The organism is Paenalcaligenes sp. GW821-LYS-B07-1, assembly GCF_058803365.1.
The window spans coordinates 1,737,582-1,753,856 of the sequence record NZ_CM179516.1 but is presented as its reverse complement, the minus strand read 5'-3'; the positions used below and the strand labels follow the sequence as shown (position 1 = coordinate 1,753,856).

General features: G+C 49.8%; 15 protein-coding genes. 3 read left to right on the top strand and 12 right to left on the bottom strand.

From position 1 onward, the window contains the following. Window positions 1-9: 9 nt before the first annotated feature. From proC to AC3QL0_RS08245, 7 genes are all read right to left on the bottom strand, one after another. Window positions 10-846, bottom strand: a complete 837-nt coding sequence (gene proC, locus AC3QL0_RS08275) for a pyrroline-5-carboxylate reductase (RefSeq protein ID WP_493010915.1) — start codon at window positions 844-846, stop codon at window positions 10-12. A gap of 136 nt (window positions 847-982) precedes the next feature. Continuing rightward, window positions 983-2,107 carry a high-affinity branched-chain amino acid ABC transporter substrate-binding protein gene (locus AC3QL0_RS08270; protein ID WP_493010914.1) on the bottom strand — a complete coding sequence of 375 codons (1,125 nt, stop codon included), beginning with the start codon at window positions 2,105-2,107 and terminating at the stop codon, window positions 983-985. A 103-nt stretch (window positions 2,108-2,210) separates the two neighbouring features. Further along, window positions 2,211-2,789, bottom strand: a complete 579-nt coding sequence (locus AC3QL0_RS08265; RefSeq protein ID WP_493010913.1) for a Dps family protein — start codon at window positions 2,787-2,789, stop codon at window positions 2,211-2,213. A gap of 62 nt (window positions 2,790-2,851) precedes the next feature. Continuing rightward, window positions 2,852-3,817: a LysR substrate-binding domain-containing protein gene (locus AC3QL0_RS08260; RefSeq protein WP_493010912.1), complete on the bottom strand. Its 966-nt coding sequence runs from the start codon at window positions 3,815-3,817 to the stop codon at window positions 2,852-2,854. 35 nt (window positions 3,818-3,852) lie between these two features. Further along, window positions 3,853-5,931, bottom strand: a complete 2,079-nt coding sequence (gene recG, locus AC3QL0_RS08255) for an ATP-dependent DNA helicase RecG (RefSeq protein ID WP_493010911.1) — start codon at window positions 5,929-5,931, stop codon at window positions 3,853-3,855. A gap of 5 nt (window positions 5,932-5,936) precedes the next feature. After that, window positions 5,937-6,323 carry a Rid family detoxifying hydrolase gene (locus AC3QL0_RS08250; RefSeq protein WP_493010910.1) on the bottom strand — a complete coding sequence of 129 codons (387 nt, stop codon included), beginning with the start codon at window positions 6,321-6,323 and terminating at the stop codon, window positions 5,937-5,939. Between the two features lie 87 nt (window positions 6,324-6,410). Beyond that, window positions 6,411-7,187, bottom strand: coding sequence for a ferredoxin--NADP reductase (locus tag AC3QL0_RS08245; RefSeq protein ID WP_493010909.1), 777 nt, complete (start codon window positions 7,185-7,187; stop codon window positions 6,411-6,413). 341 nt (window positions 7,188-7,528) lie between these two features. Here AC3QL0_RS08245 and AC3QL0_RS08240 point away from each other — a divergent pair, with 341 nt between their 5' ends. The 3 genes from AC3QL0_RS08240 to AC3QL0_RS08230 all read left to right on the top strand — a co-directional run bounded on the left by AC3QL0_RS08240 (window position 7,529) and on the right by AC3QL0_RS08230 (window position 11,081). After that, the gene (locus tag AC3QL0_RS08240) at window positions 7,529-8,566 is read left to right on the top strand and encodes a Fe(3+) ABC transporter substrate-binding protein (protein ID WP_493010908.1); all 1,038 of its coding nucleotides are present in this window, start codon (window positions 7,529-7,531) and stop codon (window positions 8,564-8,566) included. A gap of 73 nt (window positions 8,567-8,639) precedes the next feature. Further along, complete coding sequence (locus tag AC3QL0_RS08235) at window positions 8,640-10,286, top strand: ABC transporter permease (protein WP_493010961.1); 1,647 nt, start codon at window positions 8,640-8,642, stop codon at window positions 10,284-10,286. Between the two features lie 6 nt (window positions 10,287-10,292). Next, a complete protein-coding gene (locus tag AC3QL0_RS08230) occupies window positions 10,293-11,081 on the top strand; it encodes an ABC transporter ATP-binding protein (RefSeq protein ID WP_493010907.1) in 789 nt (262 codons plus the stop codon). Window positions 11,082-11,094: 13 nt separating this feature from the next. On the opposite strand, the gene AC3QL0_RS08225 is transcribed toward AC3QL0_RS08230, so the two are convergent. The 5 genes from AC3QL0_RS08225 to rph form a co-directional block, all read right to left on the bottom strand. Beyond that, window positions 11,095-11,994 (bottom strand): dihydrodipicolinate synthase family protein, encoded by a 900-nt coding sequence (locus AC3QL0_RS08225; protein ID WP_493010906.1) that lies wholly within the window; start codon window positions 11,992-11,994, stop codon window positions 11,095-11,097. Between the two features lie 71 nt (window positions 11,995-12,065). After that, on the bottom strand, window positions 12,066-13,478 hold the full coding sequence (gene glnA / locus AC3QL0_RS08220; protein ID WP_493010905.1) for a type I glutamate--ammonia ligase: 1,413 nt from the start codon (window positions 13,476-13,478) through the stop codon (window positions 12,066-12,068). 137 nt (window positions 13,479-13,615) lie between these two features. Beyond that, complete coding sequence (gene hemW / locus AC3QL0_RS08215) at window positions 13,616-14,824, bottom strand: radical SAM family heme chaperone HemW (protein WP_493010960.1); 1,209 nt, start codon at window positions 14,822-14,824, stop codon at window positions 13,616-13,618. Then, entirely contained in the window at window positions 14,824-15,438 is a 615-nt protein-coding gene (gene rdgB, locus AC3QL0_RS08210; protein WP_493010904.1) for an RdgB/HAM1 family non-canonical purine NTP pyrophosphatase, read from the bottom strand. The genes hemW and rdgB overlap by 1 nt, the downstream gene beginning before the upstream one ends. A 15-nt stretch (window positions 15,439-15,453) precedes the next feature. Next, window positions 15,454-16,179: a ribonuclease PH gene (rph, locus tag AC3QL0_RS08205; protein ID WP_493010903.1), complete on the bottom strand. Its 726-nt coding sequence runs from the start codon at window positions 16,177-16,179 to the stop codon at window positions 15,454-15,456. Between the last annotated feature and the right edge of the window lie 96 nt (window positions 16,180-16,275).

The following is a 16,275-nucleotide window of genomic DNA, read 5'->3' as shown; positions in this document are numbered from 1 at the left end:
CTACTGCTTTCATGCAAATTCCACAGACAGCTCAGCCGCTCGGCGTTTGGCTGCAGCCATTGCCGTTTTAACCGTTTTTTCAAAATTTTCAGCAAACAGCACGTCCAATGCTGCAGCCGTTGTACCACCTTGAGAGGTTACGCGTTTACGCAGAGTTTCAGGTGTTTCTGGTGACAAACTAGCCAACTGAGTAGCGCCGTTCAAGGTTGCCAAGGCAAGTTTTCTTGCTTGTTCTGGCGACAGCCCCAACTCTGTACCACCGGCAATCAACGCCTCTAAGAACAAGAACACATACGCGGGGCCGCTACCAGACAATGCCGTTACTGCATCTAACTGATCATCACTATCTACCCATACCACCTCACCTACCGTACCCAATAGCTGATTAGCGATATTTTTATCGCGCTCAGGCACAGCGGGCAATGCCAGCAAGCCAGTAGCACCACAACCGATAAAAGCGGGTGTATTAGGCATACAGCGGATCACACAGTCGTAAGGGGTATCGTCACCCAACCAACGAGCAATATCAGTGGCCGCAATCCCTGCTGCCACACTGATGATTAATGTATCAGCTTGCAAGAAAGGCTTGCACTGCTGCACTACCTCTTTCATTACTTGAGGCTTCACAGCAAACACCCACACACGATGGTGGCGCAGTTGCTCTTGTGCATGAGGTTGCGTCAATACGCCTTGTTCTGCCCATTTGTCACGCAATTCTGCATGAGGTTCTACTACCAGCACATCCGATGCAGCACATCGTTTACCGATTAAACCTGCTGACAAGGCAGAAGCCATATTACCCCCACCGATAAATGCCAACGTCATTTGGTAAGCCTCGTTCACCATCTATTTAACTCCTAGAATTTCTTTCTTATTACTGCGCTCCAAGACGCGCACTCAACACTGTAGCAGAGCCCTAGCCCACATAAAAGAAGGCGGCTCTATCGCCGCCCTCTTTTAGTAAGAACTATCTATACGTTAATTATTTACCGTACAGTGTTTTGGAACCATCTTTGTGCCATACGTATACATCGAACTTGAACTCGTTCAAATCGCCTTGCTCGTTCCAAGAGATCACACCAATAGGTGTTTTCACTTCGTTAGCATGCAAGTACTCGGCTACTTTGACTGGATCATCTACACCAGCACCTGCGATACCATCAGCAATCGCCTTAGTCGCTGCGTACGATGTCATCTGGAATGCACCAGCGGCATCACGGCCTTTAGCTTGGAAAGCTTTAACGATTTCAGCGTTTTCTGCATCTTGCGTAAAGTCAGCTGGCAGTGTCAGCAGCATGCCTTCCACTGCATCTCCTGCGATAGCGTTGATGTCTGGGTTACCGGAACCCTCTGGCCCCATCATAGTGACTTTCAAACCTTGTTCAGCACCTTGACGCAACAACAAGCCCATTTCTGGATGGTAACCACCGTAGTAAATAAAATCAGCACCAGTGGACTTCAGTTTGGTAATCACAGCCGAGTAATCGGTGTCGCCGGCATTAATACCTTCAAACATTACGATTTCATAGCCAGCATCTTTCAAACCGTCGCGAACGGCTGTTGCAATACCTTGGCCGTAGGATTGTTTGTCGTGCAGCACAGCCACTTTAGTTGGCTTGATGTTAGCAGCGATAAATGCGGCGGCAGCAGGACCTTGCTGGTCATCACGACCAATAGTACGGAAAATGCTGTCGTAGCCTTTGCCATCGGTTACAGCAGGAGCTGTAGCGGATGGGGTAACCATCACGATACCTTCGCTGTTATAGACGTCGGTAGCTGCAATCGTTGCACCGGAACATACGTGACCAACAACGTAGTTAATACCATCATTGATCACACGGTTCGCGACAACTGGGCCTTGTTTAGGTTCACAGCCATCATCGATGACTACCAGTTCCAGTTGCTTACCCAATACGCCACCGCCAGCATTGATTTGTTCGATAGCGGTATACACCCCTTCACGAACCATATCGCCATACTGTGTTACGGGACCTGTGGTTGGGCCTGCCACGGCAATTTTGATGGTATCCGCATGAGCGGCTGTAGCCATCATCATGCTAGTAGCCAAGGCCAGAGCACTGGCAACAGGGGTAAAACGGATTTTCATAAATGTGATCTCCTGATAAATGACGTGACTGCCTGCCCTACCCGGCGCAGGCAGTCACCCACTAAGAGCTTGATGCTTCACTCAAGCCCTTACCTCATAGTACTTATTGTAAGAGGCTGCGCAGCATCCACGCATTTTTCTCATGTACATCCAAACGCTGCGTTAACAAATCAGCGGTAGGCTGATCGTCTGCCGCATCGGCACAATCAAATGCTTGTCTAGCTGTGCGACACAAGGCCTCATTGGCAGACAATAGCATAGCAATCATTTGCTGTGCATCTGGCACGCCTTTAGGTTCTTGGATAGAGCTCAACGCTTCAAACTGGGCATAGGTGCCTGGAGCATAGTGCCCCAATGCGCGCATACGTTCAGCAATAGCGTCTAGCGCTTGCCATGTTTCGGTGTATTGCCCCATGAACATGTCATGCAATGTATTGAACATAGGACCTGTAACGTTCCAATGGAAATTATGCGTCATCAGGTACACCGTGTAGGAATCAGCCAATACCTTAGATAGCTCTTCGGCAATACGGGCACGGTCAGCATCACTAATACCGATGTTTACTGCCAGAATACCTGGCGCCGCCTTGACTGTTTTTGGGGCTACTGTTTTAGGTGCAGCCTTCTTAGTTGCAACTTTTTTACTTGCCACTTTTTTCACAGCTTTTACCGCTTTAGCCATACATCGCTCCTTGAGGTTGGACTAAATAGAACCTACGAACCTTGTATTTCAAGTCAAACAGTTTACTGTAATCCGTCAAGATTACTGTAAATAACGCTTTTATCTAACAAAAAATTAACATTTTCCAAGCCGCAATTCATGATGGCTTTGGTTAATGCATTAATGGCTTCAATACGGGGAAAACTTTTGCGCCAGATTAAGGCAATGCGTCTATCCGGTGCCGGTTTAGTAAAAGGGATATAGCGCAGCAAAGCACCTTCTTGACCAGGGGCGGCGAGCGCGCTAGATGGCATTACCGTTACGCCTATACCTGTGGCCACCATATGGCGGATAGTCTCTAACGATGAACCTTCAAAGGTGCGCTGTATACCTTCGCTACTTGCTGAAAAGCGGGATAACTCAGGGCATACGCCCAAAACCTGATCTCTAAAGCAATGACCCGCCCCCAAAAGCAGCATGGTTTCACTCTTTAACGCCTCGGGGTCAATGGCTTCTTTACCCGCCCAAGCATGCGAACTGGGTACAGCCACCACGAAGGGTTCGTCGTACAGCTCACGCACCATGAAGCCGGTGTCTGGAATGGGTAAAGCCACAATAGCGCAATCCACTTCGCCTTGTTTAAGCAACTCAATTAATTTCACAGTGAAATTTTCTTGCAACAACAACGGCATTTGTGGGGTTTGGCGTATTTGTTCAGGCACCAGTTTGGGCAATAGGTACGGTGCTACCGTATAGATAATCCCCACGCGCAATGGCCCCGCTAACGGATCATTACCTTGGCGCGCAATTTCTTGCACCTTGGCGCCCTCTTCCAATACGCGCTGAGCCTGCTCAATAATACGCAGCCCAATGGGGGTGATGCCTATTTCAGGACCACCACGCTCGAAGATCACTACGCCCAGCTCTTCTTCCAGCTTTTTAATGGCTACCGATAAGGTGGGCTGGCTTACAAAACAAGCTTCTGCAGCCCGGCCAAAGTGGCGTTCTCGCGCAACCGCCACAATGTATTTCAACTCAGTCAGTGTCATGTTCAGCCCTTAGATAGCGTGTCCTGACAGTTATATCAGGTACGCAAAAATTCTTCACGTCCTTTGAGCCAGCGCTGTACATGCGCATGGGCATGCTCAGGATAGTGTTCTCGTAACAAGACAGCACATTCTTGTGCTTTCTCAATCATATACTCATCGCTATCCAAACTGGCAAAACGCAATAATGCCTGCCCAGATTGCCGTACACCCAAAAACTCGCCTGGGCCTCGCAGTGACAAGTCCCGGCGTGCAATCTCAAAACCGTCAGTTGTTTCGTACATAGCCTTTAAGCGCTCACGCGCAATGGCTGACAATGGTTGCTGATACAGCAGCACACATACCGCTTGATGCGAACCACGCCCCACTCGACCACGCAACTGGTGTAATTGCGCTAACCCAAAGCGCTCGGCGTGCTCGATGACCATCAAGTTGGCGTTGGGCACATCTACCCCTACTTCAATCACCGTGGTGGCTACCAACACTTGCACCTCACCTGCGCGGAACGCTTCCATAATGTGGGCTTTTTCTTGCGTAGGCAACTTGCCGTGCAACAAGCCTACTTTGACGCCTGGCAATTGTTCAGCCAAATGCTGATACGTGTCTACGGCAGTTTGCAATTGCAGGGCTTCGCTTTCCTCCACTAAGGGGCATACCCAATACACCTGTCTACCTTCTTGGATTTGCGCATAAATATGAGCAATCACTTCTTCGCGTCTATGTTCAGACAGCAGCTTCGTGATCACTGGTGTACGCCCTGCCGGTAACTCATCAATCACTGATACATCCAGATCAGCAAGAAAACTCATGGCTAATGTACGAGGAATAGGCGTGGCACTCATATTCAATTGGTGGGGAATAGTACGGGCCTGCTTTTCACCTTGCTCGCCTTTACGGCTTAGGCTTAAACGCTGCCCCACACCGAACCTATGCTGCTCATCTAAGATCACCAGCCCCAACTTATGAAACTCTACACCCTCTTGGATTAATGCTTGTGTACCCACCACTAATGCACAACTACCGTTCTGTACCCCATCTAGAACTGGTGCTCGTTGCTTCGCCGTCTGGCTGCCACTTAACCACCCCACCGCTATGCCTAGGGGTTCAAACCACAACTGCATTTTCTGGTAATGCTGCTCGGCCAATAACTCTGTAGGCGCCATCAGAGCTACTTGGTAACCACTTTCTATGGCCTGTGCGGCCGCCATAGCCGCCACCACGGTTTTACCGCTCCCCACATCCCCCTGTAATAGGCGATGCATTGGGTGTGAGAAAGTCATGTCTTCGGCGATTTCAGCTACCACACGCTCTTGGGCGTTGGTTAAGCTAAAGCCCAAACGTTCACGCAAACGTTGCTCTAGCTGACCCTTTTTCTTTTTCAACGGCCATGATTTCTGTTTGCGTCGCGCTGCCCTAGCAGCAGCCAAACTCAACTGCTGGGCCAGAAGCTCATCAAATTTAATGCGTTGCCACGCCGGGTGCGTTTTCTGCATCAATGCATAGGCATCTACATCTCTCGGAGGGTGATGCAGTAAGCGTAAGGACTGCGCAAAATCCGGTAGCTCAAACTGTTCGCGCAAAGCTTCTGGCAACGTATCGTTTAATGGCAAGCGTTCTAAGGCTTGATTAATACGATTCAGTATTTGCTGTTGACGCAACCCGTCACTCGCCGGATACACCGGTGTTAACGTATCCGATAAACCTTGATCTGGACGCGTCACCTTAGGGTGCACCAGCTCTAAACCATGAAAACCACGGCGCACTTCACCGCGTACGCGTACACGTTGGCCTTCTGCCAATTGCTTGAGTTGTGAGGGATAGAAATGCAGCCAGCGCAGTGTGATTCTGCCGCTCTCATCCTGCAAAATAACTTGCAACTGCTTACGCGGCCGTTGAGTAATAATTTGCTCAACCACTTCGCCTTCGAATTGCTGAGGTAAACCAGATCGGGCATCAGCAATGGCATGAACAGCGGTTTCATCCTCGTAGCGTAAAGGTAAGTGCACTACGAAATCGGCATCAGTTTCCAAGCCTAATTGGCTGAATTTTCGTGCCAGTGTGGTTGCCGCGGCATCTGCGCGGCCCTTGCTGGGCCGTGAGGATGATGCAGATGCCATAGCGATTAGAGAACCAGAATGGCCTCTACTTCAACCTGAGCACCTTTAGGCAGACTTGCCACGCCCAGTGTAGAACGCGCAGGAAACGGCTGAGGAATTACATCAGCCATAATGGCGTTCACCGTAGCGAACTTACTCAGGTCTGTCAGATATAGCGTTAGTTTTGCAATATTTTCCAGCGTACCGCCCGCTTCTGTGATCACAGCCTCCATGTTGGCAAAACACTGACGTGCTTGCGCTTCGAAGTTATCAGAAACCAATTCGCCAGTCGTTGGGCTCAGACCAATTTGGCCAGACAGATAGACTGTCTTGCTGCCTTGTACCGCTACGGCTTGAGAATAAGGGCCTACAGCTGCAGGAGCTGCGTTTGTCTGGATAATATCTTTAATCATGGGTACGTTATATAAATGCTGAAAACCGCACCATTCTAATCGTGCCGCAAAAGGCTACACAAGCCCTTTGCGCACAAACGTAGTCTGTTATTTCTCAACAAACGCACGTTCAATCACGTAATCGCCAGGTTGACCTACCCCTGGGGAAACTTTGAAACCACGGGCATCCAACATATTGCTCAGGTCTTCCAGCATGGCTGGGCTACCGCACAACATGACACGGTCTTTCTCGGGATCTAAGGCGTCTATACCTAAATCAGCAAAGATCTTGCCGGATTCAATCACTGATGTAATACGGCCTTCGTTACGGTAAGTTTCGCGGGTAACAGTTGGGTAGTACAACAGTTTTTCGCGCACGATATCACCAAAGAACTCGTTATCTGGTAGTTCTTTCTCGATGAAATCAGCATACGCCAATTCACTGACGAAACGCACACCGTGCACCAAGATCACTTTCTCGAAACGTTCGTATGTTTCTGGATCTTTGATGATGCTCATGAACGGAGCCAAACCTGTGCCTGTGCCCAACAGGTACAAGTTGCGCCCATCACGCAAGTCATCTACCACCAATGTACCCACTGGTTTGCGGCTGACCAAAATAGAATCACCCACTTGCAAATGTTGCAACCTAGAGGTCAACGGACCATCTTGCACTTTAATGCTCAGAAACTCGAGGTTTTCTTCGTAATTCGCGCTAGCGATACTGTAAGCACGCATCAGTGGCTTACCTTCTACTTCCAAACCAATCATGACAAAATGTCCGTTGGTAAAACGTAGAGCCTGATCGCGCGTTGTAGTGAATGAAAAAAGCGTGTCATTCCAGTGATGCACGCTCAGGACTTTTTCAGTATTAAAAGCAGCCATGTATCAGTTTCAGAGTATGTAAGGAATCTGCCAGCCTCAGCAGGACAGGAAAAAGTGATTTACCGCACCAGTTTAGCGCGTTTTATAGTGTAAATCCTGATATCCTTATGCAAAACTGGGTTTACCCATCATCGCAGAAATAAGCTTATCCCCCCCTGATCTGTATCAAGATGATGACATTTGCCCTTCAATACCTGTCTAGTTCATCAAGTTTTCGTCAATTCAGTAATCCATCTCGTCCTCTCTATTGTTAGGCTAGCTGTACTCTGCTAAGGTGCTTTCGCGACGATCAATAATGATTGTTATTCTGATGAAAATTCCTAACTAGTAGGAGCCTCACTATGCGTTTTGCACGTAATCGTCTCTCCATTTTGGCTGGTCTAGTTTTTGGCACCATGGCGGTCAACGCCTACGCTGCTGAAGAAGTTAATCTTTACACTACGCGTGAACCACAATTAATACTGCCCATCCTTGAAGCCTTCACCAATGAAAGCAACATCAAGGTCAATACAGTATTTGTGAAAGATGGACTGATTGAACGTGTACGTACAGAAGGCGACAAATCCCCTGCTGATTTGCTGATGACTGTTGATATAGGCAACTTGCTGGATCTGGTAGAAGCCGGCGTGACTCAACCCGTAGAGTCCTCCACCCTGCAAACAGCTATTCCTGCCAACCTGCGTGGTACAGATAACCAGTGGTTTACGCTGTCTTTGCGTGATCGCGTGGCGTATGTAGCCAAAGACATGGAAGAGATCACCACACTAACCTATGAAGACTTTGCTAACCCAGAGTTCAAAGGCAAAGTATGCATTCGCTCTGGCCAACACCCTTACAACACCGCCTTGATCGCTGCAAAAATTGCACACGATGGCTTGGAAGCCACTGAAACATGGCTGAAAGGCGTGAAAGACAATCTGGCACGTAAAGCTGCCGGTGGAGACCGTGACGTAGCGCGCGACATCTTGGGCGGCATTTGCGATGTGGGTATTGCTAATGCGTACTACGTAGGCCGCATGAAAAATGCTGCTCCTGGCACAGACGATTACGCATGGGGCGAAGCCATCAAGGTAATTCGTCCCACCTTTGCAAACTCTGATAGCAGTGGCACTCATGTTAATATCTCTGGCGCAGCAGTAGCCAAGCATGCTCCTAACAAAGATAACGCTATCAAATTGTTGGAATACTTGGTGTCTGATTCCGCGCAAAGTCTATATGCGAAAGCGAATTACGAATACCCAGTTAAAGCGGGTGTAGAACTTGATCCAGTAGTCGCCAGTTTTGGTGAATTGGTGATTGATCCTCTGCCACTGACCGAAATCGCTAAGCACCGTAAAGAGGCAAGTGAACTGGTAGATAAAGTTGGATTCAACAACTAAAACAACAAACCGCAAGCACACACAACAGGCCATTGCTGTAGGGCAATGGCCTGTTGTCGCGTCTCGCTCCCCACTGCGTGTATTTTTTCAACAGAACGGCTGGTTGCTGGTTTCCTTTGTGATCGCTCTGATCGTGCTTGCCCCCGTAGGCATGCTGTTCTGGGAATCCTTTGGCGCCGTTGATCACTGGGTACACTTAATTGACTATGTGTTGCCTGGTGCGTTTCTGAATACTGTATTGCTGTTAGCTGGCGTGGCCGTGCTAGCAGGTTGTTTAGGTGTAGGGGCCGCATGGCTGATTACCGCCTATGAATTTCCCGGACGGCGCATTGTGTCGTGGGCGCTGTTGCTGCCTTTAGCCGTCCCCACCTATATAGTGGCCTTTGCGTATCTGGACTTGCTGCATCCTATAGGGCCCGTCCAAGGCTTTATTCGCGACATTCTTGGCTATACCAGCCCCAGACAATTCCGTCTGCCCGATTTGCGCTCTCTGCCAGGTGCCATCTTCCTGCTAGGCTTTGTGCTCTACCCTTACGTGTATTTGAGCACCCGTGCCATGTTTGCCACCCAAGCTGCTAGTTTGATTGAAGCAGCCCGCATTTTGGGCGAAAGCCGTCGCTCTGTATTTTTCCGTGTTGCACTGCCTATGGCCAGGCCAGCTATTGCAGTAGGCCTGAGCCTAACACTGCTGGAAACCTTAAACGACATAGGCGCATCTGAATTCCTAGGCATACAAACACTGACGGTTTCTATTTACTCCACGTGGGTCACGCGTTCTAACTTGGCTGGTGCTGCCCAAATTGCCCTGACTATGCTGGTTATGGTGGTAAGTCTGATTTGGATTGAGCGCCTAGGCCGTCGCCATCAACGTTATAGTAGCAATCAACGCTCACACCTTGTACGACGCCAAGCCCTTAAAGGCATGCCTGCACTGATTGCGAGTGCTCTAGGTTGGGCACCTATTGTGATTGGCTTTGTAGCGCCAGCATTATATTTGATCAATGCCAGCGTTAAGTATTTGAATTTAAATGGCACTGTGTCTGCTCAACTACTTAGCAGCGCGTGGAATACGTTGAGCTTAGCGCTGACTGCCACCATCGTCACCTTAGTGGCTGGACTAGTGTTGGCATGGTCCGCTCGCGGCAATCACCATCAGCATGGCAGTCGTGCATTGCCTAATATGCTAGCGGGCATAGCCTCTATAGGGTATGCCATCCCCGGCACCGTGCTAGCCATCGGTTTACTTGGCCCACTGGTCTTTGTAGATGGCTTACTGAATCGTATTAGTCAGTTATGGGGTGCGCCGCAGCAATTAATTTTGATGGGTTCCATGGGCGCCCTTATCATTGCGTACAGCATACGGTTTTTAGCGATTTCGTCGGGCAGTTTGCAAGCCGGTTTATCGCGTATACCTCCCTCACTAGAACAAGCCTCTAGACTGCTGGGTGAAAGTGCAAGCGGTACATTACGACGCGTGCATTTACCATTATTACGCCCTGCCATAGGAGCAGCAGCGTTGCTGGTTTTTGTAGATGCCATGAAAGAGCTGCCCGCCACCCTATTGCTACGCCCCATGAATTTTGACACGCTGGCCACATGGCTTTATGCCGAAGCGGCTCGTGGTACTTATGAAGAAGGTGCGATTGCAGCACTGGCCATTGTGGTAGCAGGTCTGCTACCCGTCATTTTGCTTGCTCGTACACAATTCAAAAACCATTAAATTAACATGACTGCTTTTCTGCGTTTAGAACATCTGTCCATTAGTTACCCCGCACCAGAGGGTAGAAAAACAGTAGTAGACGATTTAAGCCTCTCACTAAGTCAGGGTCATATTGGCTGCTTATTGGGTTCCTCTGGCTGCGGGAAAACCACCGTTTTACGTAGTATCGCTGGCTTTGAACCCTTGCAGTCAGGCAGCATACAGTTGGGCCCCGTCACCTTATCTACCCCTGAGCATGTGGTGCTGCCTGAAAACCGTAACGTAGGCATGATGTTTCAGGACTACGCCCTATTTCCCCATCTCACTGCCGCTCAGAACATTGCCTTTGGTCTGCGCAAATCTGAAAAAAACCACAGACGCCAACGCGTAGAGGAAATGTTGGAACTGGTGGATTTAGCGGGTCATGCCAAGCGTTACCCGCATGAGCTTTCTGGTGGTCAACAACAACGTGTAGCCTTAGCACGCGCGCTGGCTCCTGAACCTGCTCTGCTGTTGTTGGACGAACCCTTTTCCAACCTAGACATAGATACGCGTGAACGCCTAGCCTTTGAAGTACGCGATATTCTAAAAACTGCAGGCTTAACGGCCTTATTGGTCACACACAACCAAGCTGAAGCCTTTGCGATTGCTGATCGCATCGGTGTCATGCATGAAGGCCGCATTGCCCAATGGGATACAGCCTATAACCTGCATCACAATCCTGCCAATAACTTTGTGTCGGAATTCATTCGCCGCGAAGCACTGCTACATCAACGCGCCCAAGCATTTTTACGTGGCAGTCCTTCGGATGACTAACTAGCAACTACTATCAGCAAGCAAAGCCTTCTGGTAGCGACGCTAACCATGCTGTCACTTTGGCACGTTCTTCACCTTGCAAGCTGTGCAACGGTAACGGTAAACATGGTGTTTGCACAAGGCCTAGTAATTCTGCAACGGCAGCTACCACACGCACACTACCATGCTGCTTAAACAGCGCCCACAATGGCTGCATCACCGCAGACAATGAGTCTGCATCCGCGCTAGGCTGCTTAGCTTCTGCCAGCAAACGCATACACAACTGCGGCAGCAAACCACCTAATACAGAATACCAGCCATCACAGCCCGCTTGCAGCCCCAAGCTTGCCGCATGGTCACCACTCACACCCAAACTGCACTGTGCAGGCAAACGCGCCTTCAGCGCCCGCACACGTACAGTGGCCTCATCCAGACTACCAGTCAGCGCAGGAATTTTGATGGATGCCACGTGCGGCAACGCTGCTAATGCTACCAACAACTCATCACTGAAATAAAACTGTGTTGTGGCCGGGTTATCGTACACGCACAATGGTACCGACAACTCACGGGTCACCATCTCAAACAAGCCATACACTTCATCAGGCTGAAGCTTCTGATACGACACTGGAGCCATCAGTACAGCTTTTGCTCCCGCACGTTGGGCATCTTCTGCAAGCTTCAACACATCACGAGTGCGTACCGAACCAATACCCGCCATGACAGGTACAGACGATGCTTGAGCCACAGCTAGCTTAACAACCATTGCCCGTTCTTCGCGGTTCAGGTAGGCGTAACTTCCTGTAGAACCCAATACCGTAATCATATTCACCTGAGCCTGCACTTGACGCAGAATCAGGCGCTCAAAGGCATGAACATCAATAGCACTGTCATTGAGCAACGGAGTTAAGGGAAATGAAACTAGCCCAGAAAACATAGATCTCACTCCTACCAACAAAGAAAAAAACCCCTGTCATGCAGACAGGGGCCGTACAACCTTAGCTACGCTTATAGGCTGTAATACATGTCGAACTCAACCGGGTGTGGCGTCATACGCAGCCTATTCACTTCGGCTTGTTTCAACTCAATGTAGGCATCCAGCATGTCGTTGCTGAATACACCGCCACGAGTCAAGAATTCTCGGTCGTTATCCAGGGCTTCCAACGCTTGTTCCAGCGAGCTACACACGGTTGGGATTTTTGCATCCTCTTCCGGTGGCAAGTCGTACAAGTTTTTGTCAGCAGCATCACCAGGGTGAATGCGGTTTTGAATACCATCAAGACCAGCCATCAACATGGCAGAGAATGCCAAGTATGGGTTAGCCATTGGATCTGGGAAACGTACCTCTACACGGCGTGCTTTAGGGCTGCTCACGTAAGGAATACGGATAGATGCTGAACGGTTACGAGCCGAGTACGCCAACTTCACAGGCGCTTCGTAGTGAGGTACCAAGCGTTTGTAGGAGTTAGTGGTTGGGTTAGTAATTGCGTTCAGTGCACGAGCGTGCTTGATGATACCGCCAATGTAGAACAAGGCCATATCGGACAAACCGCCGTAACCATTACCTGCGAACAAGTTCTGGCCATCTTTCCAGATAGATTGGTGTACGTGCATACCAGAGCCGTTATCACCCAAGATGGGTTTAGGCATAAAGGTCGCTGTTTTACCGTACACGTGAGCCACGTTCATGATAGTGTATTTCATGATCTGGTTCCAGTCGGCGCGCTGCACCAACGTGGAGAAACGTGTACCAATTTCCAACTGACCGCCGCCGCCCACTTCGTGGTGGTGCACTTCAACAGGCACGCCCTGCTGCTCCATCAGTACGCACATTTCTGAGCGCAGATCGTGGAAGCTATCAACGGGTGGTACGGGTGCGTAGCCTCCTTTAACACGCAGACGATGGCCTAAGTTATGACCATTCAACTCAGTTGCGGTAGACCAAGGGGCATGCTCAGCACCAATTTCAACCATACAGCCATTCATTTGGTCGTTCCAACGGATATTGTCGAAAACGAAAAACTCAGGCTCAGGACCAAAATAGGCAGTGTCGCCCAAGCCACTGGCTTGCAGGTAAATTTCAGCACGTTTGGCTAACGAACGTGGATCACGATCGTAACCATTCAAATCGGTAGGTTCTGCTACATCGCACGTCACAATAAGCGTGCTTTCTTCGCGGAATGGATCTAAGCGGGCAGAACTAGCGTCTGGCAGCAACAGCATGTCGGAGCATTCCACTCCTTTCCATCCAGGTAAAGACGATGCATCGAACGCTACCCCCCCTTCTATGCGCTCTTCATCAAAGCTGTGCGCTGGCACAGTCAGGTGATGTTCACGACCCAGCGTATCCGTGAAACGGCAGTCGACGAAGGCAACATTACGTTCCGCAATGAGTTTGACCAGCTCTTCGGGGGTAGACATTATGACTCCAGAATAAGGCTAAAAAAGCAGAGATAAAGACCACCTTACAGCACGCCCGTGCTGCAAAGGGCCTGTTTTATTGTAATTCAAGGGCTAGGCAGCCGTTAAAAAAACCTGCAACAACAACAGGAAAACAACTACTGATCGTGTAAAAACTCCGCTTGCAGATCGTTTAAGAAACGCCAGCCCATTTCCGAGGCACGAATACGTAGTGGATCGTCAGCCAATAAGCCCTTATCACGACAACGGCGCAATGTTGACAGTACATAGCTTAAGGGCTGCCCTGTATGCTCTTCGTAGAGCCCCACAGGCACCCCCTGCTTCAAACGCAACGCATTCAACATAAACTCAAACGGCACGTCGTGAAACGCAACGCTTACGTCTTCAGCCAAATGACTACCATCGCGTTTTTCAGCGGCTTCCATCCACGATTGTGGGTTTCGCAATACCGCGCGGCGTACGATTCTATCGGGAAACGATAATTTGCTGTGTGCCCCTGGGCCTATACCCAAGTAGTCGCCGAACTCCCAGTAGTTCATATTGTGTCTACTGCGTCGACCTGGCTTGCTGTAGGCGGAGATTTCGTATTGCTCAAAACCGTGCTCTTGCACCGTTTGTATCATCGCATCTTGCATCACAGCGCTTTGATCTTCATCTGGCAGCACCGGCGGGTACTTCGCAAATACCGTATTGGGCTCCAACGTCAGGTGGTACAGCGACAAGTGTTCGGTACCGAAACTAATCGCTTGCTGTACATCCTTAATCGCTAGCTCTGGTGTTTGGCCTGGTAAGGCAAACATCACATCCAAGTTCACACGCTCTACGGCTTGCTGCGCCATCTCAATGGCTAATCGCGCTTGCTGACCATCGTGTATACGACCCAACGCCTTCAGGGCATGGTCATCAAAGCTTTGAATACCTAGTGAGATACGATTCACACCACTTTGTGCATACGATTTAAAGCGAGAAGCCTCGGCAGTGCCAGGGTTAGCTTCAAGCGTAATTTCCGCATCCGGCAGCAGAGGTAAATATGCCCGGATCATAGACAACATGGCATCCACCGTTTGCTCTGACAGCAAACTGGGTGTACCACCACCAATAAACACGGAAATCAGCTGACGCCCCCAGATCAAGGGCAAAGACTGTTCTAAATCTGCTCTCAGTGCTGACAAATACTGCTCTTCGGGCAGTTTTTGCGGTGCCTTGTGGGAATTAAAATCACAGTACGGGCATTTACGCACGCACCACGGCACATGTATATACAGTGCGAGTGGTGGCAATGTACTAAATCTGAACTCATCCGCTTTGCGTGGTTGTACGCGTTGCAAAGGCTGAATGGAGATCATCAGTTGGTCCATCCTTCATGCTGCAAGCGCTGTAGCAATTGCTTCAAGGCAATAGCACGGTGACTCAAGCTATTCTTTTCTGCAGAGCTTAGTTGCGCCGCAGTTTTACCCAGATCAGGCAAGAAGAAATGTGGGTCATAGCCAAAGCCGTTTTCACCCTGAGGCTGATCCACAATCTCCCCTTCCCAAAAACCTTCACAAATAATGGGACAGGGGTCTTCCGCATGACGCACAAACACCAACAAGGCCACATAACGAGCTTCGCGCTGGCTTACGCCCTGTAGCTTAGAAACCAAATGCGCGTTGTTCGCTGCATCGGACTTCTCACCGCCCGCCATACTGGCAAAACGAGCCGAATACACGCCCGGGGCGCCATCCAAAGCACGCACTGACAAGCCTGAATCATCCGCCAACGCAGGCAAACCCGTGATCGCACTGGCGTGCCTGGCTTTAGCCAAAGCATTTTCCACAAAGGTATAAAACGGCTCATCCGCTTCTGGGACACCTAACTCGCCCTGCGCAATCATCTGCAGCCCAACGGGCTCCAGCATCGCAGAAAACTCACGCAACTTACCGGCGTTGTTTGATGCCAGTACGACTTTATGTAGTGCCATAGTTATCTCACCTGCTTAAGCACGCTCTACCGCAGCACGTTGTGCGCGGTGCAATTGTTGAATACCAGCTTGCGCGCTGTCTAATAGCGCATTCAATTCCTGACGGCTAAACGTGTTACCTTCCGCCGTACCTTGAATCTCTACCAGTTGGTCAGTATCCGTCATCACGACGTTCACATCAGCATCGCAGCCAGAATCTTCGTCGTAATCTAAATCCAGAAGTAAGCTATCGCCTAATTTGCCTACAGAGACAGCCGCTACTTGACCTGTTAACGCTTGCTCTAGGCCCACACGCTTTAATGCAATCGCCAACGCTACCCAAGCGCCTGTGATGCTCGCACAACGTGTACCGCCATCAGCCTGCAGTACGTCGCAATCCAAATGTACGGAACGCTCACCTAACGCTTTCAAATCCACCACAGCACGCAAGCTGCGGCCAATCAAACGTTGAATTTCTTGAGTACGGCCACTTTGTTTGCCTCGTGCTGCTTCTCTATCCATGCGTGTATGCGTAGAACGTGGCAACATACCGTATTCGGCCGTTACCCAGCCCTGCTCTTTGCCTTTCAAGAAACCAGGCACTTTATCCACTACACTGGCTGTACACAGCACATGGGTATCGCCCGCTTTAATCAGTACTGAACCCTCAGCGTGTTTGCTGAAATTCACTTCAAACTCTATGCTACGCAATGCATCATGCGCACGCGCGGCATGACGTTCGTAATTCTGCAAACCTGACAACTTGTTTCTCCTACTGATTTAGACGACTTCGCCCGAAGTCGTTATTAGAACAGGCTACAATACTCTAATTCAAGCATACACACGGTACCTTATCCT

What these genes read in the sequence shown, in the direction of transcription:
- proC (WP_493010915.1), bottom strand. Translation starts at nt 846, where the DNA reads ATGGTGAACGAGGCTTACCAAATGACGTTGGCATTTATCGGTGGGGGT.
- AC3QL0_RS08270 (WP_493010914.1), bottom strand. Translation starts at nt 2,107, where the DNA reads ATGAAAATCCGTTTTACCCCTGTTGCCAGTGCTCTGGCCTTGGCTACT.
- AC3QL0_RS08265 (WP_493010913.1), bottom strand. Translation starts at nt 2,789, where the DNA reads ATGGCTAAAGCGGTAAAAGCTGTGAAAAAAGTGGCAAGTAAAAAAGTT.
- AC3QL0_RS08260 (WP_493010912.1), bottom strand. Translation starts at nt 3,817, where the DNA reads ATGACACTGACTGAGTTGAAATACATTGTGGCGGTTGCGCGAGAACGC.
- recG (WP_493010911.1), bottom strand. Translation starts at nt 5,931, where the DNA reads ATGGCATCTGCATCATCCTCACGGCCCAGCAAGGGCCGCGCAGATGCC.
- AC3QL0_RS08250 (WP_493010910.1), bottom strand. Translation starts at nt 6,323, where the DNA reads ATGATTAAAGATATTATCCAGACAAACGCAGCTCCTGCAGCTGTAGGC.
- AC3QL0_RS08245 (WP_493010909.1), bottom strand. Translation starts at nt 7,187, where the DNA reads ATGGCTGCTTTTAATACTGAAAAAGTCCTGAGCGTGCATCACTGGAAT.
- AC3QL0_RS08240 (WP_493010908.1), top strand. Translation starts at nt 7,529, where the DNA reads ATGCGTTTTGCACGTAATCGTCTCTCCATTTTGGCTGGTCTAGTTTTT.
- AC3QL0_RS08230 (WP_493010907.1), top strand. Translation starts at nt 10,293, where the DNA reads ATGACTGCTTTTCTGCGTTTAGAACATCTGTCCATTAGTTACCCCGCA.
- AC3QL0_RS08225 (WP_493010906.1), bottom strand. Translation starts at nt 11,994, where the DNA reads ATGTTTTCTGGGCTAGTTTCATTTCCCTTAACTCCGTTGCTCAATGAC.
- glnA (WP_493010905.1), bottom strand. Translation starts at nt 13,478, where the DNA reads ATGTCTACCCCCGAAGAGCTGGTCAAACTCATTGCGGAACGTAATGTT.
- hemW (WP_493010960.1), bottom strand. Translation starts at nt 14,824, where the DNA reads ATGATCTCCATTCAGCCTTTGCAACGCGTACAACCACGCAAAGCGGAT.
- rdgB (WP_493010904.1), bottom strand. Translation starts at nt 15,438, where the DNA reads ATGGCACTACATAAAGTCGTACTGGCATCAAACAACGCCGGTAAGTTG.